Origin of the sequence: Polynucleobacter sp. AP-Sanab-80-C2, assembly GCF_035012965.1 — a bacterium.
Lineage (GTDB): Bacteria > Pseudomonadota > Gammaproteobacteria > Burkholderiales > Burkholderiaceae > Polynucleobacter.
Genome location: NZ_JAYGQS010000002.1, coordinates 296,040 through 323,003 on the forward strand (window position 1 = coordinate 296,040; position 26,964 = coordinate 323,003).

The following is a 26,964-nucleotide window of genomic DNA, read 5'->3' on the forward strand; positions in this document are numbered from 1 at the left end:
ATGAACGCACCAACCAATCCAAAAGAAATCGAACTCCAAACCGTTGAGTTCAAGCTCGACGGCAAGACGATTGTTTCTTATGAAGGCGAAACGATTCTCAAGGCTGCAAAACGTCATGGGATTGATATTCCCCATCTCTGTTTCAAAGATGGTTACCGTCCTGATGGTAACTGCCGAGCTTGCGTTGTGGAAATCAATGGTGAGCGTACCTTAGCTCCAAGTTGCTGCAGAAGTGCAACATCAGGTATGGAAGTTAAAGCCAATAGCGAGCGCGCTATAAAAAGTCAAAAACTGGTACTGGAGATGTTGCTCTCCGATATGCCTGATGAAGGTTTTAAGTGGGTTGGTGATAGCAAAGCAGAAGAACAAAAGCATCAACATGGTGAGCTTAGTACTTGGGCTGCGCGGATGGATGTCACAGTGCGCCCAGAGCTGAAAGCCTTACGGCGTGAAAAAGTTGCTCACGATATTTCCCATCCAGCAATGGCAGTTAATCTAGATGCCTGTATTCAATGTAATCGTTGCGTGCGTGCTTGCCGTGAAGAGCAGGTCAATGATGTCATTGGCTACGCGATGCGTGGGGCCCACAGCGAGATTGTGTTTGATCTCAATGATCCAATGGGTGACAGCACTTGCGTTGCCTGTGGCGAGTGTGTACAAGCATGTCCTACTGGTGCATTGATGCCAAAAGGCTTAATTGGCTCACAAATAGTAGATCGCAAAGTGGATTCTGTATGTCCATTTTGTGGCGTGGGTTGCCAGATAACTTATAACGTCAAAGATGAAAAGATTGTGAGTGTTGAGGGTCGCGATGGCCCAGCCAACCATAATCGTTTATGCGTCAAGGGCCGCTTCGGCATGGATTACATCCACAATCCACAGCGCTTAACAAAACCACTCATTCGTAAACCAGGCGTTCCTAAGGATGAATCCATTCTAGAAGGCAAGCAAGACTGGTCAGATATCTTCCGTGAAGCAACTTGGGAAGAGGCTTTGGATTTTGCTGGCGGCAAGCTTAAAGAGTTAAAAGATAAGCACGGCCTTAAAGTCTTGGCTGGCTTCGGCTCTGCTAAAGGCAGTAATGAAGAGGCGTATTTATTCCAGAAATTAGTTCGTACTGGATTTGGTAGTAACAACGTTGATCACTGCACCCGTCTTTGTCATGCCTCATCTGTTGCAGCGTTATTAGAAGGTGTTGGTTCGGGCGCTGTTAGTAACCAAGTCAATGATGTTGAGCACTCCAGTTTGATTTTCTTGATTGGATCAAACCCAACAGCTAATCATCCTGTCGCTGCAACTTGGTTTAAGAATGCGGCTAAACGAGGTGCCAAGATTGTGCTGTGCGATCCTCGTATGACCGAGATCAGTAAACATGCTTGGCGCACTATGCAGTTCAAGCCAGATACCGATGTGGCAATGCTCAATGCCATGATCTATACGATTATTGAAGAAGGCTTGGCGGACAAAGACTTCATTACGAATCGTGCCAATAATTATGAAGCGCTAAAAGACAATATCAAGGGCTATAGCCCTGAAGCTATGGCGCCGATCTGCGGTATTCCACCCGAAACTCTGCGTGAAGTGGCTAGAGAGTTTGCCACTACAAAATCAGCCATGATTTTGTGGGGTATGGGTATTAGCCAGCACGTTCATGGCACAGATAATGCACGCTGCTTAATCGCCTTGGTGAGCATCACCGGCCAAATTGGTAAGCCTGGCTCAGGACTGCATCCACTGCGCGGTCAAAATAACGTGCAGGGTGCTAGTGATGCTGGTTTGATACCGATGATGTTCCCTAACTATCAACGAGTTGATAATCCAGAAGCGCATGCTTGGTTTGAAAAATTCTGGGGAACGCCTCTTGATAAGAAACCTGGCTATACCGTGGTAGAGATCATGCATAAGATCACTGCGCCTGATAGTGATTCACATAAAATTCGCGGTATGTATGTCGAGGGTGAAAACCCAGCAATGAGCGACCCCGATCTCAATCATGCTCGCCATGCACTAGCCTCTCTAGAGCATTTGGTAGTGCAGGATATCTTTATGACTGAAACCGCATTGCTCGCTGACGTTGTTTTACCTGCAAGTGCTTGGCCTGAGAAGGTCGGTACTGCAAGCAATACGGACCGTATGGTGCAGATGGGTAAAAAAGCAATCAATCCTCCTGGCGAAGCTAAGCCTGATCTGTGGATCATCCAAGAGATTGCTAAGCGTATGGGCCTCAATTGGAATTACCCAGGTCCTGATGCTGGAGTTGCAGCAGTCTATGAAGAAATGCGTCAAGCAATGCATGGCGCAATTAAAGGCATTACTTGGGAGCGCCTTGAAAAAGAATCGAGTGTCACTTACCCTTGTTTATCACTTGAAGATCCTGGTCGTCCAATTGTCTTTGATGATTCTTTTGATACTCCTGACGGCAAAGTCAAACTCGTTCCTGCGGATATCATTCCAGCAAATGAACGTCCCGATACTGAATATCCATTTGTACTGATTACTGGTCGTCAGTTGGAGCATTGGCATACCGGTAGTATGACGCGCCGTGCAACCATACTGGATGCAATCGAGCCCATGGCAACTGTCTCAATGCATGGGGAAGATATGACCCAGTTAGGCGTTTCTGCTGGTGATGTCATTACTGTGCAATCACGTCGTGGCGAAGTTGGTATCCATGTACGTAGAGATGATGGTACGCCAAGGGGTGTGATCTTCATACCATTTGCTTACTATGAAGCTGCGGCAAATTTGATTACCAATTCTGCATTAGACCCATTTGGCAAAATCCCAGAATTTAAATATTGTGCAGTCAAGCTCGCTAAGGGCGGTGATGTTGCCAAGATTATGGGCTACGGCACTAATGCACCAAATGGACCAGAGTTAACCGTCAATATCTAAGCGTTTATCTGTTGTGATTTTTACCTAGAGCTCACGAATTTGATTTGCCCTTTAGAATGATCCCTCTATGGCAAGTTCATCACCCTCCCAAAACCAAGCTGAGTTACCAGTTCTCATTATTGGGGCAGGATTAGCCGGGTTAACCGTTGCTCTACACATGGCTGAGAACCAGCCAGTCATCTTGATGGCCAAACGGGGCTTGAGTGAAGCTGCTACTGCTTGGGCCCAAGGTGGCATTGTTGGCGTGGTGGATAAAGAGCATGACAGTATTGACTCTCATGTGGCCGACACTATAGATGCCGGTGCTGGACTGGTAGTGGAGTCAACTGCTCGCTACATTGCTGAAGAGAGTGCTGAAGCCATTAAATGGTTGGTGGAGCAAGGCGTTCCTTTTACCGAAGATAAGTCTGGCCCCATGGGTTTGCATCTCACTCGTGAAGGTGGCCATAGTCATCGCCGAATTGCGCATGCTGCTGATGCAACTGGTAAGGCGATTCATGAAGTGTTGCTGGATAAAGCAAGAGCCCATAAAAATATCCGAATTTTGGAACATTGGATTGCACTCGATCTCATTACCAATCGTCAACTAGATGCTAAGACACAGCGTAGCAAGCCAAATCGGTGTTATGGCGTATATGCCTTAGATATTCAAAAGAATCGTGTTGAAACAATTGAAGCCAAGTCGGTAGTCTTAGCTACCGGTGGTGTTGGCAAAGTCTATCGCTATACTAGTAATCCTGATACTGCTACTGGCGATGGTATTGCCATGGCTTGGCGTGCAGGTTGCCGTGTTGGCAATATGGAATTTATTCAATTTCATCCTACCTGTTTGTATCACCCCAGTGATCGTACCTTCCTCATTACTGAAGCAATGCGTGGTGAGGGTGGCTTATTGAAATTGCCCGATGGCACTCGTTTTATGCCAGCCCATGATGAGCGCAATGAATTAGCTCCCCGCGATATCGTGGCGCGTGCCATCGACTTTGAAATGAAGAAGCATGGTCTTGATTATGTTCATTTAGATGCGACTCATCTTGGCGAAGCATTTATTAAAGAGCATTTCCCAATGATTTACGCGCGTTGCTTAAGTCTTGGCTTGGATATCACCAAAAAGCCAATACCGGTTGTACCTGCAGCCCATTACACCTGCGGCGGCGTGGTAACGGATCTCAAAGGCCGCACTGATTTACCAGGTCTATATGCGGTAGGTGAGGCAACCTACACAGGTTTGCATGGCGCCAATCGTTTGGCGAGTAATTCACTTCTAGAGTGCGTGGTGATTGGTAAAGCTGCAGCAGAAGATATATCAAATCTAAAGACTCCAGTAATGCCACATCTTCCTCTTTGGGATGAGAGTCAGGTAGAAGATGCTGATGAGCAGGTGGTGATCTCCCATAACTGGGATGAATTACGTTCTTTGATGTGGAACTACGTTGGTATTGTGAGAACCAATCGCCGATTAGAGCGCGCGCTCCACAGAATTAAACTTCTCAGATATGAAGTGCAAGAGTATTACGCCAACTTTAAAGTGACGCGCGATCTGATTGAATTGCGGAACTTACTAGAGTGTGCTGAACTCATTGTCAGATCAGCACTCATGCGCAGAGAAAGCAGGGGATTGCATTACAGCCGCGATTACCCAGGTACTTGGGCGGTCTCATATCCAACGATTTTGACCCCTCAAGCTGAGGGTAGCTTAGAAAATTCTGAAACCTAAGCGATTTATAGAGTGCCCTTTAGAACGGCCTCTTTAATATGTTTACTCAAGCGGGTTTGCCAGCCTTTACCGCTCGCACGTAATTTTTCTAAGATATCTGAATCTAATCTAAGACTTAGCATTTCCTTTGCATTCTGAATTGGAGGGCGACCAACACCTCGCTTAATTAAAGTATCGCCAACATAAACGTGTGCATCTCGAAACCACTGCTCATCTAGTTCGGGCGCGTCATCCGGATCAACCCAATCTTTCGATATATTTTTTAATTTCACGTTCATTTGCTCTCCTTAAGCTGATGATCCTTCTGGTGTTACCTCTGTACGTCCAAACCAACACAACTGGAAGGTGATCTAAATAGCCAAAAGTGATCATCCTTGTTTCCCCATAATTCTTTCTATCGTCTAGCTGGTCCATATGGGACAAAGCAAAGACTTCGTTTGCTCTCGCCATATCTAACCCCCTTACAAAAAGGGTAATTTCACGCTTCACATCATCAAACTCGATCACGTATCCACCCAATTAATGTATATACAAAAATAATTAATGTCAATACAAAAATTGAGAAAGAGACGGCGGGCCCAATTAATGCAAGGACATTAGTCTAGAAATGAAAAACCCCACTGCATATCAGTAGGGTTTGAAGAGTTTGTCAGTCAAAGACTGATGAAGAGAGGTGCTACAAAATTCTCATTGAGAAATCTACGGCATTCATATCCTTGGTTAGCTTGCCTAGTGAGATGCGATCTACACCAGTAGCAGCAATTGCGCGCATCTGATCTAAATTAATCCCACCAGAAGCCTCTAGTAAGGCGCGACCAGCCGTTAAAGCGACAGCTTGTTTCATTTGATCGGTATTGAAGTTATCAATCAAGATACTCTTGGCACCAGCAGCCAAAGCTTCTTCCAATTCCGCAAAGTTTTCTACTTCAATCTGAATCTCGACTCCAGCATTGAGTGCTTGGGCATTCTTTAAGGCTGCAGTAACACTACCTGCAGCAGCGATGTGATTCTCTTTAATGAGGATGCCGTGCCATAGTGCGAGTCGTTGATTTTGGCCGCCGCCTACACGAACCGCATACTTCTGCGCCTGACGTAAACCAGGAATTGTTTTACGGGTATCTAATACAGCACAGCCTTTTGGATTAGGACTAGCCCCAGCAATCGCATCAACATGTTGACGAGTAATACTGGCAGTCCAAGATAAGGTCTGCAAGAAGTTAATGCAAGTACGCTCAGCAGACAGAAGGGCTTGAGAGTCAGCTTGTATATCGCATACCTTAGTATCGGGTTTCATCAAGTCCCCTTCGATGTAATGCCAAGTTACCCTTGCATTGGGATCGAGTTTCTTGAGCGTGCCTTCAAACCAATCTACACCACAGAGCACTGCTTCTTGGCGAACAATTAGTTGTGCCTGCACTGTTTTATTGGGAACTAACTTGGCAGTCCAATCACCCTTGCCAATATCTTCCATGAGCGCATCCTGAATATTGCGTTGGCGAGCTTGCTCTAAAGTTTCGTTGGTATCAAACATGAAAGAATTATTAATATATAAAACTAAAAGTAAAAAAGCTAAGCAGCGCCAATATTCTTGACAAAGCCATGCTGTGCTTTGGCTAAAAGATCAGGGTGGTTTTTAGTAAAGTCCAGCATGCGCTCAATACAAACCAAAGCTTTTGTTCGAGTAGGTTCTTCAACAAAGATTTCACCAGAAGTATTTTCCAGGCAATCTAAAATACCTTGAAGACCATTCATCGCCATCCAAGGACAGTGAGCGCAACTCTTACAGGTGGCGCTATTACCGGCAGTGGGAGCCTCAATCAATTTCTTGTTAGGGGCTAACTGGCGCATGCGATGCAAGATACCCTTATCCGTGGCCACAATGTATTCGCTTGCAGTACCTTCAACCACTGCTTTGATCATGGCTGAAGTTGAGCCAACGACATCAGCCAAATCAACCACAGCTTGGGGTGACTCGGGATGCACCAAGATCATGGCATTGGGATGGGCAGCTTTGAGAATTTCTAATTCAGTCGCTTTAAATTCATCATGCACGATACAGGCACCATTCCATAACAACATATCAGCACCAGTCTGTTCTTGAATATACCTACCGAGATGTCGATCCGGTGCCCATAATATTTTTTTACCTTCAACTTTAAGTTGATGCACAATTGCTAAAGCGCAAGAGCTAGTGACCATCCAATCCGCTTGTGCTTTTACTGCAGCACTCGTATTGGCATACACCACCACAACTCGATCAGGATGGTCTGCGCGAAATTTGGCAAAGTCATTGGCATCACAACCAAGATCTAAGGAGCAGGTTGCATCTAAGTCTGGCATAAAGACACGCTTTTCAGGGCTGAGAATCTTTGCTGACTCACCCATAAAACGAACGCCGGCAACAATGAGATTCTTGGCAGGATGGTTCTTACCAAACCTTGCCATTTCTAGAGAGTCAGCTACAAAGCCACCAGTCTCCAAAGCCAAGTCTTGAATATCGCCATCAACATAGTAGTGAGCAATCAGAGCAGCATCTTTTTCAATCAAGAGCTGCTTGATGCGGGCAATGACAGTTGCTTTTTCAGGGGCTGCTAAATAAGGCGGGACCTTTGCCCATGCTTGGGCAGTACAGGTAACCCCAGCAGCATCTTGCTGAGGATAGTCAAAGGCAATCGGGGCGCTAACAGTTGAATTCATACGAAATCTTAATCCACTCCCGATATTTTTGCGCAGCTACTAAAACGGCAACTTCGCATCTGGCTTGGCAGCCAACAGTACAGCTTTAAACTCTGCCTGAATACGCTTAATCGCTTCTTCACTATCTGCTTCAAAGCGCATCACGACCACTGGAGTGGTATTGGAGGGTCTTGCTAAGCCAAAGCCATCGGCATATTCCACGCGCACACCATCGATCGTATTAGTCGATTGAGAAGTAGGGAACTTGGCATTAGCTTTAATGCTGTCTAGCAAAGTAAATGGCTCACCCTCTGCACAAGCGAGCTGTAGTTCTGGAGTGCAAATAGCATTAGGCAGTTCATTGAGCGTCTTGCTAGGATCTTTTTCTTTAGAGAGGATTTCTAAAAGACGAGCAGCTGTATAGAGACCATCATCAAAACCAAACCAACGGTCCTTAAAGAAGATGTGACCCGACATTTCACCAGCAAGGGGTGCACCAGTTTCTTTAAGCTTGGCCTTCACTAAAGAGTGACCGGTTTTCCACATCAAGGGTTCGCCACCATGCTGCTTAACCCAGGTGGCTAAGTTACGCGTACATTTCACGTCATAAATAATCTGACCGCCAGGATTTCTAGAGAGAACATCCTTAGCAAAAAGCATCATTTGACGATCTGGAAAAATAACTTGGCCATCTTTAGTCACAACACCTAAACGATCAGCGTCACCATCAAAGGCAAGACCTAATTCGTTATCCGTGTTTTGCAAATTTTTAATCAGGTCCTGAAGATTCTCAAGATGTGCTGGGTCAGGGTGATGATTGGGAAAATGACCATCGACTTCACAAAACAGCTCTTGTACTTCGCAACCGAGAGCCCTAAAGAGTTTGCCAGCAAACGCACCGCCCACGCCATTACCGCAATCGACGGCAATTTTCATCGGGCGTGAAATTTTGACATCACCTACGATGTACTTGAGATACATCGGGAAAATATCAAAGCTACTGCGAGTGCCGAGTTTATTAGATTCGTCAGCAGCAAATTGTTTGGCTTCAATACGTTTACGCAAGGCCTGAATCTGATCCCCATAAATCGCAGCACCACCTAGAACCATTTTGAAGCCGTTGTAGTTTGGTGGATTATGGCTACCGGTAATCATGATGCCGGACTTGGGCTGTTTACCATCAAGGATTTGATTCGCACCGAAGTAGACCATTGGGGTAGCAACCATACCCAGATCAATCACGTTAATGCCAGTGGAGAGTAGACCTTCAGTTAAGGCTTCAATCAGGCTCGGTCCAGATAAGCGACCATCACGACCAATCACAATTTCAGTCTCGCCAAGCTCGCGCATCTCAGTACCAAAGGCTTGACCAATGAGTTTGGCAATCGATGGATCTAAGGTTTCATTGATGATGCCGCGAATGTCATAAGCCTTAAAGATAGATGGAGAGAGTTGCATGAAACACCCTTAAATGAAAGGAAGCGCTGGGCGCAAAATAAATAAAAAAATTAAGAATTTGAATTCAGGAAATTAATGCGCTCAGCAGTGATAGCATCAACACTCTCATTGGCAACAACTTGGTCTGAGCCACTCGCTAATGCTTTTTCAATTGGCTTTGCCAACACCTTCCCATACTCAACACCAGGTTGATCAAAGCTATTGATATTCCAGAGCGCACCCAAAGTAGCAGCACGGTTCTCGTACAAGGCTAGTAATGCACCTAAATAGAAAGCATTGAGTTCAGGCAATAGCAATAAGTTGCTTGGACGCTTACCTGGATAAACATTATTTGGATTGCTATCAGTCTTGCCGTGCGCTAAAGCCTGGGCCTGCGCTAGGCAGTTCGATAACAAAATACGATGATGCGCTACGGACTCAGGTCGAGCGCTCATGGGTTTGCGTACAGCAATAAAATCAATCGGAATGATCTCAGGACCTTGGTGGAATAGCTGGAAGTAGGAGTGTTGCGCATTGCTGCCCGCACTACCAAATACTACTGGTGAAGAATATTTCACTGGCTTGCCATCTTTACCAACACTCTTGCCATTGCTTTCCATGTCCAGTTGTTGCAACCATTTCGGAAACCAATCTAAAGCATCTGCATAGGGAATGGCGGCATACGCTTTAATGCCATGCTTTTCTTGTTGATACAGTAAAGCTAGCGCCATGATGACGGGTAGATTATTTTCTAGGGGTGCATTCTTAAAATGCAAATCCATTGCATGTGCACCAGCCAAAAATTCCTCAAAGGTCTTAAAGCCATATTGCAAGGCAATGGGTAAGCCTACTGCTGACCAAACAGAGTAACGGCCGCCAACCCAATCCCAGAAGGGAAAGATATGATCATCTGCTATACCAAACTCTTTGGCAGCAGGCACATTAGCAGTTACCGCAAATAAGGCTTTAGCAATCTGACCTTTTGTGCAGTTGTTATCTTTCAACCAAGCGACTACTGCCTTGGCATTCATGGTGGTCTCTAGGGTCGTAAAGGACTTTGAAACAATAATCACGCGAGTGCTATTGGGTTGTGCACGATCCAGAATCCGGGCTAATTCAGCGGTATCAATATTGGCTAGAAAATGCATCCGCATGCCACGACTCTCAATGTCGGGCACATGGGCTAGTGCTTCAATGGCTAAGCGTGGTCCAAAGTCTGAACCACCAATACCAATGTGAATAACATCGGTAACACCAACCCATTTATTGCAGAGCGCTTCAATCCTTCGCCAAACATCCGTCACGGCAGGCATGACATCTAGTCCGTCTAAGATAACTGGCGATTTTGAAAGGTTGCGCAGTGCTGAATGCAGAGCGGGGCGATCTTCGCTTTGGTTGATATGCTTGCCAGCGAACATATCAGCGATAAATTCTGGAAGCTCAGACTTACGCGCTAGCTTAAATAGATCAGACCAATTATTAGAATCAATCCCTTGATAGGCCGTATCTAAAACAACATCGACTGCAGTGTGCGCTCCATTCGGCATGCTGCCGTGGAGGTTTTGAGCACTGTGCACGTTGTTCGAATCTGGCTTTGAAGACATATCTTGATTTTATCAATAAGGGGGTCAAAAACCCTTAAAACACTGAAAATGTTAGGATTTCGGTATATTGAGTGTCATCAAATAGTCATAAATAGAGATAAATAGATCAGCAAGTAAGTAAATAGACAAAACGAATATAGGCGGGGATGGATGGAGCAGGTTGATTGTGTTGTAGTGGGTGCTGGTGTTGTCGGACTCGCTGTCGCCCGTGAAATGGCACTTCAAGGTCGCGAGACCATCTTACTTGAGCGCGAAAGTGCGTTTGGCACTATCAGCAGCGCCCGAAATAGCGAGGTGATTCATGCCGGCATCTACTATCCCAAGGACTCACTCAAAGCCAAACTTTGTGTAGAAGGGAATCGCCTACTCTATGACTATTGCCGCAGTCATCAAGTAGCCACTCAACCTTACGGCAAGCTCATTGTCGCTGCTGATGAAACGCAAATTGATGACTTGCAAGCGATTCTCTACAAAGCCCAAAATAATGGCGTACCAGAGATCAAAATGATTTCAGGTAATGAAGCATTAGCGCTAGAGCCTAAACTCAGATGTGTGGCAGCGATTTTGTCTGCCACTACCGGTATTGTCGATAGCCATAGTTATATGCTCTCGCTGTTGGGTGGCTTTGAAGATGCGGGTGGTATGGTCGCCTATCAATCACCATTAGTAAGTGTGAAGCCTGTTGGCAAAAATGCGGAAGGTGGATATGAATTACTTGTTGGTGCTGCCGATGGCGCTGATAGCATGAGAATTCAGACAAAGTTACTCATCAATTGCGCCGGTATGAGTGCGCCAGCAGTAGCTCACAAAATTGAAGGACTCAAGCAAGAGCAAATACCTAAAGCCTATTTTGCAAAAGGTAACTACTTTTCTTTATCTGGAAAATCACCATTCACGCATTTGATTTATCCCATTCCGGAGCCTGGAGGTTTAGGAGTTCATCTGACTTTAGATATGGCTGGCCAAGCCAAGTTTGGGCCTGATGTGGAATGGTTGGATATTGATGCTGAAGAGCAAATTGATTACACCGTTAACCCAAAGCGAGGAGAGGGCTTCTATGAGGCTGTGAGACGCTATTGGCCAGACCTTAAAGATGGTTCCTTGCAACCTGATTACTCTGGGGTAAGAGCCAAAATTGTTCCTGCTAATACTCCAGCAGGAGACTTTTGCTTCAATAGTCCACAAGACCATGGCCTGCATGGGCTCTACAACCTTTATGGCTTTGAGTCCCCAGGGCTCACTTCTAGCCTTGCTATTGCGAAGCATTTAGAAGAGCAAATCAAAAAGTCTTTATAATCTAGGGCTTGAATCAAATCTGATTCCAGAGAATGGAAGAGTGGCAGAGCGGTTGAATGCACCAGTCTTGAAAACTGGCGAGGATGAAAGTCCTCCGTGAGTTCGAATCTCACCTCTTCCGCCAAAATATCAAATGAAAAGGGGCTCAGTAGCCCTTTTTTGATTTAGAAACTGGCTGCCAAGCCAATTGAAGTACCTCTCACATTCAGGCCGAACTGGTAGCGGAATACAAGACGTATCCTGCTAAATATGGGATCAGATGCACTTCGATCCAGCTCAATGCCAGTTCCGAGAGACGACAGCGAGCTAAATCCGAGTGTTCCACGTAAATCGCCTAAAAATTGAGTATTGGCTACTTCAAAAACTGCTCTGAGCGGTCTGTCTAGTGCCATAAAAGGCGTGGGAATTCTGCTGCGTCCCCAAAACGATAGACTTTGTGAATCGGCGGATCCCTGAACTGCAGTGGAGCTATCAAAAGTTTGAATGCCAATATTGGTGTAACGCAGTTCGATATCAATTTCTTGATCAGGTTTGTAGTTCTCATAATCAAGCATTACCGATCCTCCTAGTCCATAGGAGTTCATCCGACCACTATTAATAAACTGTAAATTGATGTCACGATTATTATTTATATAACGTGTGGCAATAGAAGCATCACTTTCTAAATGTCCAAGCATGACATTAGCTATGGGCCTAAAACGTAATTGATCTGTAATAGGGAAGTCCCAGCCGATACCGCCTGTTCCAGTGATGCTATTCCAATACATGGGTATGTTCACAGAGCTATTGCCAACCCCGTCAGTAAATGTTGGGTTATAGCGATTGAATGCTATTGTTCCTTCTATATAGAGTGGGAAATTGGCGCTAATACGATCTCCTCCGCCTAGTGAAGTCATTTGTAAGTCAGATCTACCACTGCTGCTTGAATTGATTTTTAGATTTCCTGTGGTGACATCTGGTGTGAGCGAGTACCCAGTGATCGTCATCAAAGCATCTGCACGCTTTTTTAAATAGTTGGTGCCCGCATCCTGAAGGGGTGTCTGCGCATTCACAGGATGCGTGATGCATAAAAGATATAGGAATAATAAGAATAAATGTTTCACTGATGGGTAAATATAAAACACCACAATCTATGGTTTAAATGCCCCGCCAGCTTCGAGCGCCTTGAGTTCATCACCAGTAATACCAAGCTCTGCTAATAATTCACTAGTATGTTCACCCAATAAAGGGGGATGCTTATGAACTTGTTGCGGCGTACCCATCAGCTTGACTGCAAAACCAATATTAGGAACCTTGCCTTCAATTGGGTGATCAATTTCCATGCGCATATTACGATGGCGACCATGCTCGCTATTAAAGGCCTGCGGATAAGTATTGATCGGACCCGCTGGAATGCCTGCAGCTAATAAAGTATCCACCCATTCATCACTCGTTTTACTGATAAACGTTTTTTCAAGTTCAGCAGCCAACTCAAGACGATTGGCTAAGCGTAGAGGATTGGTTTTAAAGCGCTCATCCTCAAAGAGTTCTGAGCGTCCAATCTTTTCACAAAGAAGCTTCCAAAGTTTTTGATTAGTAGCACCCATCACGAAGTAGCCATCAGAGGCTTTCATAGCTTGGTAAGGAGCGCTCATATGATTGGCTGTGCCCAATTTATAGGGCTCAACACCCGTTCCCCAGTATTGCGCCGTATCCCAAATAGAAAACGCTAATGCAGAATCGAATAGGGAGGCGTCAATAAATTGCCCCTCACCCGATTTGGTTTTGCCAATATAGGCAGACAAAATTCCATAAACCGCAAACAGAGCGCAACCGATATCAGCTACTGGCACGCCCGCCTTAACTGGCGGACCATCGGGGTAGCCAGTAACACTCATCACGCCGGACATGGCTTGCGCCATTAAATCAAAACCAGGACGATCTGCCCAGGGTCCTGTTTGTCCAAAGCCAGAGATGCTGGCATAGACCAAGCCGGGATTGATCTTTTGCAGCGTGGGGTAGTCAATCCCGAGTTTTTTCATCACGCCGGGGCGATAGTTCTCCACTAAGATATCGGCAGTTTTAACAAGCTCAAAGAATACTTTTTTCCCTGCTTCTGTTTTGAGGTTGAGGGTAAGACTGCGTTTATTGCGATTCATATTCAGAAAGCCCATGCTATCTGAGCCTTTCATCTTAAACCCCATGGCAGCTCGAGTTTGATCACCAGTGCCCGGTGGTTCAATCTTGATGACGTCAGCGCCCAAGTCAGCCAAGAGCATGCAGCAGTAGGGGCCAGCCATCACTTGGCTCACATCCAGCACTCTCACTCCAGAAAGGGGAAGGGGTTTAGTACCTGCTTTCGTAGGTGTTTTCGTCATTGTCTCGATGGTTTATATATGTTTAGAATGAAGTTCTAATAGTATCAAACACAATAAAACAATATTGGAGGCATTATGTTCCTGAAACCCTGGGCGCTTCGTAGCTTAGTGACATTAGCGCTAGGAGCTTATTCATGGCTCGCTCTTGCACAAGCGTCCTTTCCAACAAAACCGATTCGCTTGATTGTCGGTTTTGCTCCTGGTGGCGGCACTGATATTGTCGCTCGTGCCATTGCCCCAAAAATGAGTGAGATTCTTGGTCAGAGTGTGATTGTGGAAAACAAATCAGGTGCTGCGGGAACGATTGCTGCAGACCAGATCGCTAAATCTACTCCGGATGGCTATACCTTGTTAGTGGGGCATTCCAATTCCAATGCAATCGCACCATTTGTATTGACTAATGTGCCATACAACCCAGCGACAGATTTCACGCCAATTACCTATCTCGGTTATGTACCAAACGTTTTAGTCGTAAAGTCTTCATTACCGGTGAACTCAGTAGCGCAGCTCATCTCATTAGCCAAAGCCAACCCAGGTCAAATGACTTATGGCTCCTCTGGTATTGGCAGTACTCAACACTTAGCTGGTGCTTTGTTTGGAAAAATTGCAGGTATTCAGATCAATCACGTGCCATACAAAGGTAGTGGCCAAGCCATTATTGATTTACTCGGTGGTCAAATCACGATGAACTTTGACACTTTACCGCCGAACTTACAGCAAATTAAAGACGGTAGCTTAAAAGCCTTGGCAATCTCAACACCTAAGCGTTTATCGATTCTTCCCAATGTTCCAACCTTCAACGAGGTAGGCATCACTGGTTTTGATGTGACTAACTGGTATTCCATCATGGGGCCAAAAGGAATGGATCCAGTAGTTGTGAATAAGATTGACCAGGCTGTCAAATCAGCAATGGCTGACCCTCAAATTAAGAAAACATTAGATTCGCAAGGCTTGCAACCTGAAGGCCCAGTAACACCGGCAGCATTTAGCCTCTTTTTAACAGCTGAGCTTGCTAAGTACCAACGTTTGGTCAAGAGCCTGAACATCAAGGCTGAATAAGTTTCACGCATGACACAAAAAGAGCTGGACGCTAAGGTCGCACAAGTCACTATCGAGTTGCGCGACAAGATTGCGTACATTACCTTTGATCATGTCGCTGCGCGCAATGCGATGACGGTTGAGATGTACCAAAGTCTCAAAACAATCTGTGAGGATCTTGCCAAGAATCCAAGCATTCGTGTTGCTATCTTTCGGGGTGCAGGCGGCAAGTCTTTTGTCTCGGGTAGTGACATCGCTCAATTCACTAGCTTTAAAGATGGGGAAGATGGTATTCGATATGAAGAGGCAATACATGACTATCTCAACCCCTTAGCATTACTTCCGATCCCAACCATTGCTGTAATTGATGGCATGGCAGTCGGCGGTGGCCTAGCAATTGCGACTTGCTGTGATTTTAGGATCTCCACGCCAGATGCCAAGTTTGGTGTTCCCATTGCTAGAACTCTTGGTAATTGTCTTTATCCCGGCAATATCGCCTGGTTAGCCGCTCATATGGGTATGAATATTGTTAGGCGCATGCTTCTCTTGGCTGAGATGGTTTCGGCTAGGGAGTTGCATGCTCAGGGTTACTTGCTGGCTACGCATGATGCTGATCGGCTTGGCAATCAAGCAGACATTTTAGCTGAGCGCCTATCTAAACTCGCTCCGATTACGCAAAAAGCCAGCAAGCTCGCGATGGTCAGGATTATTGCCAATCAACTTCCAGACTGCCAAGACCTGATTCGTGAAACTTACGGCAGCGATGATTTCAAAAACGGCGTAGCTTCGTTTTTAAAGGGTGAGCCACCAATTTGGGTTGGCAAGTAATTAGAATGTAAGTCAGATGAGCAAATCAGCTCAATCTAAAAATACCTCTTGCAGATTATTTAAGTAGCGCAAGCCTAATGCTGTGGCTTTGAGCTTGCTGGGGTTCTCATCCAACAAGCCTTTTTTGCTTGCTTCGGCTAAGCCTTTGCTAATGACGCTTAAAGGCAGACCAGTGCGCTCACTAAAGGTATTGGTGTCAACACCATCGGTCAAGCGCAGGGTGTTGAGCATAAATTCAAAAGGTAGATCTTTAGTCTCAATCTCCTTGGATTCAATCAAGGCATTGCCTTTGCCTTCCATAGCAGACATATAAGTATCTGGATGACGCTCTCGTACTTGACGGGTAACTTTATCTGGGAAAGAAATTTTTCCATGGGCACCAGCACCAATGCCAATGTAGTCACCAAAGCGCCAATAATTGAGATTGTGTTTGCACTCTTGATCCTTCTTGGCATAAGCAGAAACTTCGTAGCGCTTGTAGCCAGCCTTAGCTAGTAGATCGAGATTCTGTTCAAAGATGGCATCAATTTCATCATCATTGGGTAGCTTTGGCGGAAAGCTAGCGAAGTAAGTATTAGGCTCTAGTGTGAGATTGTAAAAAGATAAATGAGGTGTCTTGAAGGATAGGGCAGTCTCTACGTCAGCCTTTGCAGCCTCGAGACTTTGATTGGGTAAGCCATACATCAGATCTAGGTTGACCGATTTGAAGTTATCTAAAGCAATCTGAATAGCCCGTTTAGCTTCTTCGCCATTGTGAATGCGCCCCAAAGCCTTGAGTTGCTCATCTTGAAAACTTTGTATACCTATAGATACTCGGTTGATGCCACACTTCGCAAAAGCGGCAAACTTATTAGCCTCAATTGATCCAGGATTGGCCTCCATCGTGATCTCAGCATCTGCATCTAAATTGATGCGAGCACGAATGGCAGAGAGTAATTCATCCATACCTTCGGGTGATAAGAGGCTGGGTGTACCACCACCAATAAAAATACTGTGTACTTGTCGACCCCATATATTGGGAAGCTCAGTTTCTAGATCAGCAATCAATGCTTTGATGTAGCGCTGCTCATCAAAGCCAGACTTATTACCGGTCGCTTCTTTAATCTGATGGGAGTTGAAATCACAATAAGGACACTTCTTTTCACACCAAGGGAAGTGGATATAGAGGGATAAAGGAGGAAGTGCTGTTAGCGAAACAGCATTGGCTTGCAACTTAGGCACGACTAGATCGAGTCTTCAATTGAATAATCAGCTCGCGCAAGGCTTGACCACGATGGCTAATGGCATTCTTCTTCTCGGGTTCCAACTCTGCGGCTGTAAGGCCTAATTCTGGCAGAAAGAAATACGGATCATAGCCAAAGCCATTAGTACCTTTTGGATCGTCAATTAATGTTCCATACCACCGCGTTTGTAAGATCATGGGTTCTGGATCATCAGCGCTGATGACAAATACTAAAGCGCAAACATAATGTGCGCCGCGATTGATTTGCCCCTTTAATTCCTGAATTAACTTTTGATTATTAGCAGCATCATTCGCTGGCTCTCCAGCGAAACGCGCTGATAAAACGCCAGGTTGACCATTTAATGCATGTGCGCAAATGCCAGAGTCATCAGCCAATGCCGGCAGACCGCTAGCTGCGCTAGCGTGACGTGCTTTAGCAAGCGCATTCTCTATAAAAGTGTGATGAGGTTCTTCTGCGGAGGGGATGCCCAATTCGCCTTGGGGAATGACTTGGAAATTTAAGGGCGCAAGAAGTGCCTGAAACTCCCGTACCTTGCCAGCGTTATTGGATGCGAGAACCAGCTTTTGGATCATGCTTGTTTATTCTCTATTCATTTCAATGCATCAATCTGTAATTGAGTCAGCTCTTGAATGCCTTGCTCCGCTAAATCTAATAGGGCAGTCAGTTCACTTCTAGAGAATGCTGCGCCCTCTGCAGTACCTTGTACCTCAATCATGCCGCCTTTACCGGTCATGACCACATTCATATCGGTATCACAAGAAGAATCCTCTGGGTAATCTAAATCCAAGACGGGAACGCCTTGATAGATGCCAACGGAAATTGCGGCTACGCTATCGATGATGGGGTCTTGAGTGAGTGCACCACTTTTGAGTAATTGATTGACGGCATCACGCGCAGCTACATAAGCGCCAGTGATAGAAGCGGTACGGGTACCACCATCGGCTTGCAAAACATCGCAATCTAAATGGATGGTACGTTCACCCAAGATTTCTAAATTAAAGATGCTGCGCATGGTGCGACCGATGAGACGCTGGATTTCTTGAGTACGACCCGATTGTTTGCCGCGGGCTGCTTCACGATCGCTGCGAGTATGAGTGGATCGAGGCAGCATGCCGTACTCTGCTGTGACCCAGCCTTCACCTGAGCCACGTTTGTGGGGCGGCACTTTATCGAGAATGCTGGCAGTACACAAAACCTTGGTATCACCAAAGGCAATCAGCACAGAACCTTCAGCATGCTTGGTAAAGCTTCTAGAGATCGTGACAGGGCGCAAGTCTTTGGGCTTACGCCCGCTGGGACGAGAGATATTGGCTGAATATGGGCTGCTCATGGGTTTGTCCTAAAGTGGCTATAAAGAATCTACAATGTCCATATGATATCGAGCATGACTGGTTATGGCAGCGCTTCTCGCCAAGTCTCCCTAGGGGCTGGCGTTGTAGCTGATCTGCAGGTGGAATGTCGGGCTGTAAACAGCCGCTTTCTGGATTTAGGCTTTCGTCTTCCGGATGAGTGCCGAGGAGCTGAACCTGCCTTACGTGAAATGGCGACCCATAGTCTTTCTCGGGGCAAGGTAGAGTTTCGGGCAGCATGGCGAGTCAATAGCGGTGCTGCTGGTGCGGCTAAGAGTAATCCTCATGCGCTAGGGGCGCTTCAGCAAGATCGCCTGGATGCACTCTACACCCTCCAAGAGAAAGCCCAGGAAGCATTTCCGAAAGCCCAAGAGCTTAGTATTGCCGAAGTCCTGCGTTGGCCAGGCATTGTTTCAGAGCCACGAGGTGAAGAAGAAGGTTGGATTGCTGCAACGGTGGAGGCGGGTCGTGCTGCCTTAGAGGCGCTGATAGAAAGTCGCAACTCTGAAGGTAAAGCGCTGGTTGGTGTGCTAACCAATATCACTAGCAAGATGCGCGAGATCGTGAAGGTAATTGAACCCAAGGTTCCAGAATACGTTTCTCAGTATCAAAAAAAGCTAACCGAACGCCTATCTGAAGCATTAGCTGCCCAAGAACAAGCTAAGTCTGGTACTGAGCTCATGGAGCGTATTCGACAAGAGGTCGTTCTCTATGCGGTGCGAATTGATATTGCTGAAGAGTTTGCAAGACTCAAGACTCATCTGCAAGCAGTTGATACTGCTCTGGCTGGTAAAGGTCCGGTTGGTAAGCGTTTGGATTTTCTGATGCAAGAACTTAATCGTGAGGCCAATACCTTAAGCTCTAAGTCTGTTTCGGAGGAATGTACCCAAGCTGCTTTAGAGCTCAAACTGTTGATTGAGCAAATGCGCGAGCAAGTGCAAAACCTAGAATAGTGAATAATTCGTAATTCATACCATTGATTGATGACTAATTCTATTTTGACCCCTTCTTATCAAGGCAGCATGCTGATGATTGTTGCGCCCTCTGGCGCAGGCAAGTCATCTTTAGTGAATGCCTTACTAAAAGAAGATGCAGGTCTCAAGCTTTCTTTATCCACTACAACCCGCGCACCAAGACCTGGTGAAGTCGACGGTAAAGATTATCTATTTGCTACTAAAGAAGAGTTCATTGCTGAAAGAGATCAAGGTCACTTTTTAGAATGGGCAGAAGTGCATGGCCATTTTTATGGAACTTCAAAACCTTGGATTGAATCTCAAATGCAAGCTGGTAGCGATGTCATGCTGGAGATTGATTGGCAGGGGGCGCAACAGATTCGGAAACTGATTCCCTCTGTACAGTGGATCTTTATTTTTCCGCCCTCGATAGAAGCTTTAGAAGAGCGTTTACGCAAAAGAGGGCAAGATGATGAAGCGACGATTCAGAGGCGTTTAGCAGCAGCGCATATAGAGCTAATGCATGCCCACGAGGCAGATTACATTGTGGTGAATGATTCTTTTGACCAGGCCCTGATGGACCTAAAACATATTTTGACCTCCAGTCGCCTTCGTTCTGGACCCAGTATGGCCCGAAATCCAGCTCTTTTAAGGCGCCTTGGGGTCTAATCAGTTATCCTATAGGTATTGAAGCTAAATTAAGTGAGTTCAGCATGGCCCGTATTACTGTAGAAGATTGCCTTAAAACCATTCCTAATCGTTTTGAACTGGTATTGGCTGCGACCTATCGCGCACGTCAATTAGTTCAAGGTCACTCCCCACGTGTTGAGTCCAGAGATAAAGCTACGGTTGTTGCTTTGCGTGAAGTAGCCGCTGGTGTAACTGACCGTGACATGTTGACCAAAGTTCCTTTGTAATAAAGGAGTTCCGGTGTGGAGCTCCCTTTAGGAACGACCAAGACATCGGAATTAGTAGGAGGGGTCTCGCCCAATGAGGTCTCCTTAGGGGTTGTGCAAACTGATTTTCCTGTAGATCTTTTAAGTACCCCATCAGATACGCCCATTATTGCCAGCAATCAAAACGGTAAGAAGTCCGTTATAGCGAGTTTATTGGCGCAATCTAGCCGCCATTTATTCGGGCCTACTTCGGCACCGAGTCTTCCTCTAAAGCATCAAGTTGTATCGATTGAGGGTCTGCTCTCTAAGTTGAGTTATCTCAAGCCTGAAGAAATCACGCAAGTTAAAAAAGCCTTTCAGTTTTCTGATGCGGCTCACTTAGGTCAATACCGCCATAGTGGTGAGCCATACATTACTCATCCAGTAGCGGTAGCAGAGCTTTGTGCTACATGGCGTTTAGATGCGCCCTCGATCATGGCTGCGCTCTTGCATGATGTGATTGAAGATACGGGTAGTACTAAAGCAGATCTGGTGGAAAAGTTTGGCACCAAAGTTGCAGAGCTGGTTGAAGGTCTTACCAAACTCGATAAGCTCGAGTTTCAGAGTCATGCAGAAGCGCAAGCGGAGAGCTTCCGTAAAATGTTCATGGCGATGGCGCGCGATGTCCGTGTGATTTTGGTGAAGTTGGCCGACCGCACCCACAATATGCGCACCCTAGACGCTGTACCGATGGAAAAGCGCCGCAGGGTAGCCGCTGAGACCATTGAGATTTATGCGCCGATTGCTCACCGTCTTGGTTTAAATATTATCTATCGAGATTTGCAAGATCTTAGCTTTCGTTATTCCATGCCGATGCGATTTCGTGTCATTGAGGGTGCTGTTAAACGTGCCCGAGGTAACCGTAAAGAAATGGTTGAAAAGATTTTGCAGACTTCACGTATGGCGTTTGCAAAAGCAAACTTAGATGTTGATCTTCGAGGCCGTGAGAAGACTTTATATAGTATCTATAACAAGATGCGTAGTAAGCATGTGAGCTTCTCCCAAGTTTTAGATGTCTATGCATTCCGTGTCACTGTGAGCAGTATTGACGAGTGTTATCGCGCGCTCGGAATCCTACATTCGCTATATAAGCCCATGCCTGGCAAATTCAAGGATTACATTGCGATTCCAAAATTGAATGGCTATCAATCTTTGCATACCACCTTGCTCGGCCCATCTGGTGTACCGGTAGAGTTTCAGATACGTACAACCGATATGCATGCTGTAGCAGAAGCAGGTGTCGCGGCTCACTGGGCTTATAAAGACGGCTCTCCCGATATGAGCGAGGTACAAAATCGCGCTCACCAATGGTTACAGTCCCTGATTGATATTCAGGATAGTAGCGGCGACTCTCAAGAATTCTTAGAACACGTCAAGATTGATTTATTTCCTGATGCAGTTTATGTATTCACACCAAAAGGGCAAATTCGTGCGCTCCCGCGGGGTGCAACTGCCTTAGACTTTGCTTACTCTATTCATAGCGATTTAGGCAATACTTGTGTAGCAGTCAAAATCAATGGCTTGCAATTACCACTACGAAGCGAACTTAAGAATGGCGACATCATTGAGGTGGTGACCTCAGCCAATTCTCAACCTAATCCCGGTTGGTTGGCATTTGTTCGTACCGGTAAAGCGCGTGCTTCGATTCGCCATTCACTCAAAACTAAGCACTATTCAGAATCTCTCCAGTTGGGCGAAAGATTGCTTGCAAATAGTTTGCGTCAACAAGGAGTAGATGCTGGATTGCTGAGTCCTGAGGTTTGGGAGAAGCTCATGCATTGGACGGGTGATAAAACACGTGAGGAAGCCTGCGTCAATATTGCTTTGGGTCGTCGCTCACCCCAAGAGCTGGCGATTCGTCTCAAAATTTTAGTGGATGACGAGGGTGGCGGCGAACAGATGCGTCTTGGCGCGGTAGATTGGGTGGCCCCCCATCAAGAAACACACCATCATCAGCTTCAAGCAATCCTAGTCGATGGTCGCGAAGGTAACTCGATTAGTTTTCAATCCTGCTGTCATCCTATTCCTGGCGACAATATTATTGGTTACCTTGGCAAAGGCGAAGGTTTACAAGTGCATATTAATGACTGTCCTATTGCCTTACGTATGCTATCTAAAGACGGTGATAAGTGGGTGGAAGTTGAGTGGAGTAAAGAACTCAATCGGGAGTTTGAGGTTGACTTAGCAATTGATACGCGCCAAGGTAAGGGGGTATTGGCCCGGGTGGCTAGTAGCGTGACTTCTGCAGATTCCAACATCATGAATGTATCTATGGATGATCGCTTCAAGGAAGACTCGGTCACCATTCGCTTTACGATCCAAGTTTATGATCGACTGCACTTATCTAAAGTCATGCGCAGTTTACGGGCTAATCCTGATGTCATGCGCGTTACCCGTACTCGCGTACTTTAAAAAGTTCACCTAAGGATATTGCACCTCTAGGATTTCTATTTCAGTAGGACCATTAGGTGTTTGAATCGAGACACAGTCACCAAGCCTGGCTTTAATCAGTGCCTGAGCTATCGGCGAAACCCAACTGACATGATTTTTCTCTAAATCAACTTCATCAACACCAACGATGGTGATCGTAGTTTCTTTGCCGACATCTTTACCTTCCAGCGGTGAGTACGTCACGCTTGCTCCAAAGAAAATCTGTTCGGCATCCGCATCACCGGATTTTCGAGCAGAATTGTCGACTACTACGGCAAATTCAAGCCGTTTGTTTAAGAAACGAATCCGCCGATCGATCTCCCGTAGTCGCTTTTTTCCATAGATATAGTCCCCGTTTTCTGAGCGGTCGCCGTTACTTGCTGCCCAGTGGACCACCTTAACAACCTCCGGCCTATCAAGGTTTAAGAGCTGCAATAGCTCGGCTTTGATCCGCTCGTGACCGGCTGGGGTAATGTAGTTCTTCTCTTCCATGGCATAATTATGGCTGTTGCGGCTGTAGCTCAGCTGGATAGAGTACTTGGCTACGAACCAAGGGGTCGTGGGTTCAATTCCTGCCAGCCGCACCACCTCATATAGGGGCCTAGTTGAAAAACTGGGCCCTTTTTCATTTTGGCGCAATTCACAAAGCTTTCCTCTAGATACCTTATAGTCTCTAAATGAGCGTTTCTGACACTATTTCCACTGTTTCTATAGCATCCAGCACTCCAGTGGCAGTCTGGTCACAAATTGATTCCTCTCGTGCCAAGATTGCGCTTAGTGGCATAGTCAATGTCTATAGCTTAGGTGGCGTGTGGACTCAGATGCGCTCGGCGCAAAACGCTTGGTTAGCGCAAATCTCCCCAGCCAATATCAAAACGGCAACATTGACCTTTGATGCATCACAAGTCACTTCCTTAGATGGTGCGGGCATTGCTTTTTTGATTGGAATTGAAGAGGTGCAACAAAAAGCCGGTGCACAGTTTGATTTAGTCGGATTAGACTCTCGTTACCAACCGCTGCTCAATGAGTTTGATCCGATCTCTCATTTATTTCCAGTTCCAGTAGTTAAGCCAAAACGAAGTTTCATTGTTAGCACTGGTATCGCTGCACAAAATATTATTGATGATGCACGTGGGCTCATCACGTTTACCGGTCACCTTGCTGCTGATTTGGTTTGGTCTATACGTCATATCAAACAAGTACGCTGGGGCGATTTTGTAAATGCTGCTGTTGAGGCGGGTGTTGCTGCGCTACCTATTGTGGGGCTGGTGGCCTTCCTGATTGGTGTCATCCTTTCTTTTCAGGCTGCGATTGGCATGGAACAGTTTGGCGCTACCTCTTTTGTAGGTCCCTTGGCGGCATTGGGAATCGTCCGTGAAATGGGTCCTTTAATCACCGCAATCTTGTTAGCAGGTCGATCCTCTGCAGCATTTGCTGCTGAGATTGGCACGATGACAGTCAATAGCGAAGTCGATGCTTTGGTATCGGGTGGACTCAGTCCAATTCGTTTCTTGGTAGTTCCAAGAGTACTCGCTGGTATTTTAGTTGCGCCGATATTGACACTCTTTGCCGATATCGTGAGCATCTTTGCGTCGATGTTAACGATGTTGATATATGGCATCCCCTTTATTAATTTTTATAATGGCATGTTGAGTGCCATTGATGTAGAAGATATCCTTTCAGGACTGATTAAGGCTACTTTATTTGGTGTGGTGGTCTCTGCGATGGGATGTCTGAGGGGCATGCAAACAGGCACTGGTGCAGCAGCAGTAGGTATCTCAGCCACGCGCGCGGTAGTGAGTAGTATCGTGATGATCGTCTTGGTTGACGGTATTTTTGCTTTTATCTCGTATGAGACAGGTTTCTGATGAACGCACCAGTGACCACTTCAAAGAGCTCTTATGCTATCGATGTCCAAAACCTGACTGTCGGCTATGGCTCTAACGTATTAATGAAAGATCTCAACTTCACCGTGAATAACGGCGAGATTTTTGTGATTTTGGGTGGCTCAGGCTGCGGCAAATCTAGTCTTCTTAAGAATCTCTTTGGTTTATATCAGCCCTTGTCAGGTGACGTGTTGATTGAAGGGCAAAATATCACTGCAGCGCAGGGTGCTGATCGCCAAAAAATCATGACGAGCTTTGGGGTGATGTATCAACAAGGCGCTTTATTTGGTTCGATGAACCTGCTTGATAACGTCACATTATTCATGCAGGAATATACCCAATTAACGCAAGACCAAATGAATCTTTTGGCGCGGTGTAAATTAGATTGGGTTGGATTACTGCCTTATGAGGCTTACATGCCTAGTGAGATTAGTGGCGGCATGCAAAAGCGAGCAGCGATCGCACGAGCTATGGCACTCGACCCTAAGATACTTTTTTTGGATGAGCCCTCAGCCGGTCTCGATCCAATTACTTCGGCGGACTTAGATCAAACTATTATGGATCTATCTAAAAACCTTGGCATTACCTTTGTTATCGTATCGCATGAATTGGCTAGTATTTATGCCATTGCAGATAAGGTGATCATGCTGGATAAAGCCGCGAAAGGCATCATTGCCGAAGGTGACCCAAAAGTATTACGTGATACCAGCACCGATCCTCGCGTGCATCAATTCTTTAATCGCATTACGACTAAGGACGCAGCATGAGTAATAACTCCAATCCTAATTACTTCCGCTTAGGCGTTTTTGTGCTTGGCGCCATCGGCGTGCTCCTCACCGTGATTTTGATTTTTGGTTCAGGCCAAATTTTCAAAAAGTCTTTCACCATTGAGACTTATATTAAACAGTCTGTAACAGGTCTGGATACTGGTGCTCCAGTGAGATTTAGAGGGGTTAAGATCGGCCAGGTTACTTTTATTGGTTTATCTGGGGATCTTTACGAAAAGGAAGTGCCTTTTCACGATCGCCTCCAATATGTTGTCGTCCGCATGCAGATCTTTGGTGAAATGGTCAACGAGGATCTGATTAAGGAGTTTGTCAAAAACAGTTTACGTGCCCAGGTAAAGTCGCAAGGCATTACTGGTGTGAACTACATTGAATTTAATTTCACACCAAACGTAGACACATTCCCGCCTTTGCCTTACAAATGGAAGCCAGAGTATCCTGTGATTCCTTCCCTGCCTAACCAGGCAGATCAAATCATTGGCGGTATTCAAAAGCTGATTGATGCCATGAACCAGATCAATATTGATGGCACACAACAAAAATTTGACGCGCTGTTAGGTAATCTCAATACATTAATGGCGGGTGATGGTAAAGACAATCAAGGATTAGTTCGCTCTGTGAAAGACATGAACGTGATCCTTGAGCGTATTGCTAAGGTGACCGATAAGGATGAGCTCAATATCCTCATGCGTGAGTTAGTGGGAACCATGGTTGCCTTACGCCAAACAGTTACCAGCATGCAGGGTGATACACAATTGACTATTGAGAATCTGAAGCAGACTAGTGAACAGCTAAATGAGTTTTCTCGTATTGCCAGTCAATCGCCGTCAAGCTTGATATGGGGCGAGCCTCCCGCAAAAATTTCCTTACCCATGAATGGGACTCAAGGCCAGTCTGGAGTTCAAAAATGATGAAGCGCATTTTTCTGATTGCTGTTGCCCTTAGCCTAACTGCTTGTTCTTTACCAAGTAGGGCTCCTGTCACTCCCACTAGCTGGATGGTTTCGCCCGAGAGAACTGGTGTACCACGTCAGGCTAGAACAGATTTTTGGCTAAAAGTAGGGGCAGTCTCTGTTGCTGCTCCATATGATGGCAAGTCTTTGGTTTATCGTTTGGGTGATCAGCGCTATGAGAAAGATTTTTACAATATTTACTCAACCATTCCATCGGAGATGATTGGTAATGCTGAACGTCAATGGCTTAACAATGCCAATATTTTTGCTGCAGCAGTTGGACAGGGCAATAGTTTTTTCCCGTACTACACATTACAAACGAGTGTGAACGAGTTTTATGGCGACTATCGTGTAAGACCTGAAGCAGTAGTTAGCGTGGAATTCTTTTTGACTGTAATCAATGGCAGTAAAACCAATCCCTTGATTGGTGCAAATCGCTACACCAAGCGCATTCCTCTCAAAGACAATACTCCTGAAGCGCTTGTATTGGGTCAGCAACAAGCCCTTGCTGAAATTTTCAAACAGTACGAAGAACAGCTCTATCAATATGCTGGCAAGCTACCCAAACCGATAGGACAGTAA

The 26,964-nt window shown here is 45.8% G+C and carries 25 protein-coding genes and 2 tRNA genes; 15 read left to right on the forward strand and 12 right to left on the reverse strand.

What is annotated here, in order from left to right; genetic code table 11:
* Both fdhF and nadB read left to right on the forward strand, forming a co-directional pair.
* Positions 1-2,895 (forward strand): formate dehydrogenase subunit alpha, encoded by a 2,895-nt coding sequence (gene fdhF, locus VC178_RS04730; RefSeq protein WP_323481749.1) that lies wholly within the window; start codon positions 1-3, stop codon positions 2,893-2,895.
* Positions 2,896-2,962: 67 nt separating this feature from the next.
* Positions 2,963-4,612: an L-aspartate oxidase gene (gene nadB / locus VC178_RS04735; protein WP_323481750.1), complete on the forward strand. Its 1,650-nt coding sequence runs from the start codon at positions 2,963-2,965 to the stop codon at positions 4,610-4,612.
* 5 nt (positions 4,613-4,617) lie between these two features.
* Here the strand turns inward: nadB and VC178_RS04740 are convergent, their stop codons facing one another.
* The 6 genes from VC178_RS04740 to pgi form a co-directional block, all read right to left on the reverse strand.
* Entirely contained in the window at positions 4,618-4,890 is a 273-nt protein-coding gene (locus VC178_RS04740) for a BrnA antitoxin family protein (RefSeq protein ID WP_215320336.1), read from the reverse strand.
* The gene (locus tag VC178_RS04745; RefSeq protein WP_251370098.1) at positions 4,850-5,062 is read right to left on the reverse strand and encodes a BrnT family toxin; all 213 of its coding nucleotides are present in this window, start codon (positions 5,060-5,062) and stop codon (positions 4,850-4,852) included. Before VC178_RS04745 ends, VC178_RS04740 begins: the two co-directional genes overlap by 41 nt.
* 226 nt (positions 5,063-5,288) lie before the next feature.
* Positions 5,289-6,143 (reverse strand): carboxylating nicotinate-nucleotide diphosphorylase, encoded by an 855-nt coding sequence (gene nadC, locus VC178_RS04750; protein WP_323481751.1) that lies wholly within the window; start codon positions 6,141-6,143, stop codon positions 5,289-5,291.
* Positions 6,144-6,181: 38 nt separating this feature from the next.
* Positions 6,182-7,309: a quinolinate synthase NadA gene (gene nadA / locus VC178_RS04755; RefSeq protein WP_323481752.1), complete on the reverse strand. Its 1,128-nt coding sequence runs from the start codon at positions 7,307-7,309 to the stop codon at positions 6,182-6,184.
* A 39-nt stretch (positions 7,310-7,348) separates the two neighbouring features.
* The gene (locus tag VC178_RS04760; protein WP_323481753.1) at positions 7,349-8,746 is read right to left on the reverse strand and encodes a phosphomannomutase/phosphoglucomutase; all 1,398 of its coding nucleotides are present in this window, start codon (positions 8,744-8,746) and stop codon (positions 7,349-7,351) included.
* A gap of 50 nt (positions 8,747-8,796) precedes the next feature.
* On the reverse strand, positions 8,797-10,329 hold the full coding sequence (pgi, locus tag VC178_RS04765) for a glucose-6-phosphate isomerase (RefSeq protein ID WP_323481754.1): 1,533 nt from the start codon (positions 10,327-10,329) through the stop codon (positions 8,797-8,799).
* 150 nt (positions 10,330-10,479) lie between these two features.
* On the opposite strand from pgi, the gene VC178_RS04770 reads away from it, so the two are divergent.
* Positions 10,480-11,625 (forward strand): NAD(P)/FAD-dependent oxidoreductase, encoded by a 1,146-nt coding sequence (locus tag VC178_RS04770; protein ID WP_323481755.1) that lies wholly within the window; start codon positions 10,480-10,482, stop codon positions 11,623-11,625.
* Between the two features lie 34 nt (positions 11,626-11,659).
* A tRNA-Ser gene (locus VC178_RS04775) sits at positions 11,660-11,749 on the forward strand.
* Positions 11,750-11,789: 40 nt separating this feature from the next.
* Here VC178_RS04775 and VC178_RS04780 read toward each other — a convergent pair.
* Both VC178_RS04780 and VC178_RS04785 read right to left on the reverse strand, forming a co-directional pair.
* Complete coding sequence (locus VC178_RS04780; RefSeq protein ID WP_323481756.1) at positions 11,790-12,728, reverse strand: hypothetical protein; 939 nt, start codon at positions 12,726-12,728, stop codon at positions 11,790-11,792.
* Positions 12,729-12,755: 27 nt separating this feature from the next.
* Positions 12,756-13,982, reverse strand: coding sequence for a CoA transferase (locus VC178_RS04785; protein ID WP_323481757.1), 1,227 nt, complete (start codon positions 13,980-13,982; stop codon positions 12,756-12,758).
* 75 nt (positions 13,983-14,057) lie between these two features.
* On the opposite strand from VC178_RS04785, the gene VC178_RS04790 reads away from it, so the two are divergent.
* Positions 14,058-15,041 carry a tripartite tricarboxylate transporter substrate binding protein gene (locus VC178_RS04790; RefSeq protein WP_323481758.1) on the forward strand — a complete coding sequence of 328 codons (984 nt, stop codon included), beginning with the start codon at positions 14,058-14,060 and terminating at the stop codon, positions 15,039-15,041.
* Positions 15,042-15,050: 9 nt separating this feature from the next.
* Positions 15,051-15,848: an enoyl-CoA hydratase/isomerase family protein gene (locus VC178_RS04795; RefSeq protein ID WP_323481759.1), complete on the forward strand. Its 798-nt coding sequence runs from the start codon at positions 15,051-15,053 to the stop codon at positions 15,846-15,848.
* Positions 15,849-15,878: 30 nt separating this feature from the next.
* On the opposite strand, the gene hemW is transcribed toward VC178_RS04795, so the two are convergent.
* The 3 genes from hemW to rph are packed head-to-tail and all read right to left on the reverse strand — an operon-like array spanning position 15,879 to position 18,422.
* Positions 15,879-17,069, reverse strand: coding sequence for a radical SAM family heme chaperone HemW (hemW, locus tag VC178_RS04800; protein ID WP_323481760.1), 1,191 nt, complete (start codon positions 17,067-17,069; stop codon positions 15,879-15,881).
* Positions 17,062-17,661, reverse strand: coding sequence for an RdgB/HAM1 family non-canonical purine NTP pyrophosphatase (gene rdgB / locus VC178_RS04805; RefSeq protein WP_323481823.1), 600 nt, complete (start codon positions 17,659-17,661; stop codon positions 17,062-17,064). The genes hemW and rdgB overlap by 8 nt, the downstream gene beginning before the upstream one ends.
* A gap of 20 nt (positions 17,662-17,681) precedes the next feature.
* Complete coding sequence (rph, locus tag VC178_RS04810; protein WP_323481761.1) at positions 17,682-18,422, reverse strand: ribonuclease PH; 741 nt, start codon at positions 18,420-18,422, stop codon at positions 17,682-17,684.
* A gap of 42 nt (positions 18,423-18,464) precedes the next feature.
* On the opposite strand from rph, the gene VC178_RS04815 reads away from it, so the two are divergent.
* Genes VC178_RS04815 through VC178_RS04830 form a run of 4 tightly spaced genes read left to right on the forward strand, consistent with a single transcriptional unit; the run spans position 18,465 to position 22,741 of the window.
* Positions 18,465-19,394 carry a YicC/YloC family endoribonuclease gene (locus VC178_RS04815; protein WP_323481762.1) on the forward strand — a complete coding sequence of 310 codons (930 nt, stop codon included), beginning with the start codon at positions 18,465-18,467 and terminating at the stop codon, positions 19,392-19,394.
* A 30-nt stretch (positions 19,395-19,424) separates the two neighbouring features.
* Entirely contained in the window at positions 19,425-20,063 is a 639-nt protein-coding gene (gene gmk, locus VC178_RS04820; protein WP_323481763.1) for a guanylate kinase, read from the forward strand.
* 44 nt (positions 20,064-20,107) lie between these two features.
* Entirely contained in the window at positions 20,108-20,311 is a 204-nt protein-coding gene (gene rpoZ / locus VC178_RS04825; RefSeq protein ID WP_011902918.1) for a DNA-directed RNA polymerase subunit omega, read from the forward strand.
* Between the two features lie 15 nt (positions 20,312-20,326).
* Positions 20,327-22,741 (forward strand): RelA/SpoT family protein, encoded by a 2,415-nt coding sequence (locus VC178_RS04830; RefSeq protein ID WP_416350535.1) that lies wholly within the window; start codon positions 20,327-20,329, stop codon positions 22,739-22,741.
* A 9-nt stretch (positions 22,742-22,750) separates the two neighbouring features.
* Here VC178_RS04830 and greB read toward each other — a convergent pair whose 3' ends face one another.
* Entirely contained in the window at positions 22,751-23,251 is a 501-nt protein-coding gene (gene greB / locus VC178_RS04835; protein ID WP_323481764.1) for a transcription elongation factor GreB, read from the reverse strand.
* Positions 23,252-23,269: 18 nt separating this feature from the next.
* Between greB and VC178_RS04840 the strand changes: the two genes are divergently transcribed.
* The 5 genes from VC178_RS04840 to VC178_RS04860 all read left to right on the forward strand — a co-directional run bounded on the left by VC178_RS04840 (position 23,270) and on the right by VC178_RS04860 (position 26,964).
* Positions 23,270-23,346, forward strand: a tRNA-Arg gene (locus tag VC178_RS04840).
* 90 nt (positions 23,347-23,436) lie between these two features.
* Entirely contained in the window at positions 23,437-24,627 is a 1,191-nt protein-coding gene (locus VC178_RS04845) for an ABC transporter permease (RefSeq protein WP_323481765.1), read from the forward strand.
* Complete coding sequence (locus VC178_RS04850) at positions 24,627-25,412, forward strand: ABC transporter ATP-binding protein (RefSeq protein ID WP_323481766.1); 786 nt, start codon at positions 24,627-24,629, stop codon at positions 25,410-25,412. Before VC178_RS04845 ends, VC178_RS04850 begins: the two co-directional genes overlap by 1 nt.
* Positions 25,409-26,341 (forward strand): MlaD family protein, encoded by a 933-nt coding sequence (locus VC178_RS04855; RefSeq protein WP_216127428.1) that lies wholly within the window; start codon positions 25,409-25,411, stop codon positions 26,339-26,341. The genes VC178_RS04850 and VC178_RS04855 overlap by 4 nt, the downstream gene beginning before the upstream one ends.
* On the forward strand, positions 26,338-26,964 hold the full coding sequence (locus VC178_RS04860; RefSeq protein ID WP_216127430.1) for a PqiC family protein: 627 nt from the start codon (positions 26,338-26,340) through the stop codon (positions 26,962-26,964). Before VC178_RS04855 ends, VC178_RS04860 begins: the two co-directional genes overlap by 4 nt.

Bases quoted from the DNA above. Each gene is read 5' to 3' on its own strand.
- fdhF (WP_323481749.1), top strand. From the start codon at position 1: ATGAACGCACCAACCAATCCAAAAGAAATCGAACTCCAAACCGTTGAG.
- nadB (WP_323481750.1), top strand. From the start codon at position 2,963: ATGGCAAGTTCATCACCCTCCCAAAACCAAGCTGAGTTACCAGTTCTC.
- VC178_RS04740 (WP_215320336.1), bottom strand. From the start codon at position 4,890: ATGAACGTGAAATTAAAAAATATATCGAAAGATTGGGTTGATCCGGAT.
- VC178_RS04745 (WP_251370098.1), bottom strand. From the start codon at position 5,062: ATGGCGAGAGCAAACGAAGTCTTTGCTTTGTCCCATATGGACCAGCTA.
- nadC (WP_323481751.1), bottom strand. From the start codon at position 6,143: ATGTTTGATACCAACGAAACTTTAGAGCAAGCTCGCCAACGCAATATT.
- nadA (WP_323481752.1), bottom strand. From the start codon at position 7,309: ATGAATTCAACTGTTAGCGCCCCGATTGCCTTTGACTATCCTCAGCAA.
- VC178_RS04760 (WP_323481753.1), bottom strand. From the start codon at position 8,746: ATGCAACTCTCTCCATCTATCTTTAAGGCTTATGACATTCGCGGCATC.
- pgi (WP_323481754.1), bottom strand. From the start codon at position 10,329: ATGTCTTCAAAGCCAGATTCGAACAACGTGCACAGTGCTCAAAACCTC.
- VC178_RS04770 (WP_323481755.1), top strand. From the start codon at position 10,480: ATGGAGCAGGTTGATTGTGTTGTAGTGGGTGCTGGTGTTGTCGGACTC.
- VC178_RS04785 (WP_323481757.1), bottom strand. From the start codon at position 13,982: ATGACGAAAACACCTACGAAAGCAGGTACTAAACCCCTTCCCCTTTCT.
- VC178_RS04790 (WP_323481758.1), top strand. From the start codon at position 14,058: ATGTTCCTGAAACCCTGGGCGCTTCGTAGCTTAGTGACATTAGCGCTA.
- VC178_RS04795 (WP_323481759.1), top strand. From the start codon at position 15,051: ATGACACAAAAAGAGCTGGACGCTAAGGTCGCACAAGTCACTATCGAG.
- rph (WP_323481761.1), bottom strand. From the start codon at position 18,422: ATGAGCAGCCCATATTCAGCCAATATCTCTCGTCCCAGCGGGCGTAAG.
- VC178_RS04815 (WP_323481762.1), top strand. From the start codon at position 18,465: ATGATATCGAGCATGACTGGTTATGGCAGCGCTTCTCGCCAAGTCTCC.
- gmk (WP_323481763.1), top strand. From the start codon at position 19,425: ATGACTAATTCTATTTTGACCCCTTCTTATCAAGGCAGCATGCTGATG.
- rpoZ (WP_011902918.1), top strand. From the start codon at position 20,108: ATGGCCCGTATTACTGTAGAAGATTGCCTTAAAACCATTCCTAATCGT.
- greB (WP_323481764.1), bottom strand. From the start codon at position 23,251: ATGGAAGAGAAGAACTACATTACCCCAGCCGGTCACGAGCGGATCAAA.
- VC178_RS04845 (WP_323481765.1), top strand. From the start codon at position 23,437: ATGAGCGTTTCTGACACTATTTCCACTGTTTCTATAGCATCCAGCACT.
- VC178_RS04850 (WP_323481766.1), top strand. From the start codon at position 24,627: ATGAACGCACCAGTGACCACTTCAAAGAGCTCTTATGCTATCGATGTC.
- VC178_RS04855 (WP_216127428.1), top strand. From the start codon at position 25,409: ATGAGTAATAACTCCAATCCTAATTACTTCCGCTTAGGCGTTTTTGTG.
- VC178_RS04860 (WP_216127430.1), top strand. From the start codon at position 26,338: ATGATGAAGCGCATTTTTCTGATTGCTGTTGCCCTTAGCCTAACTGCT.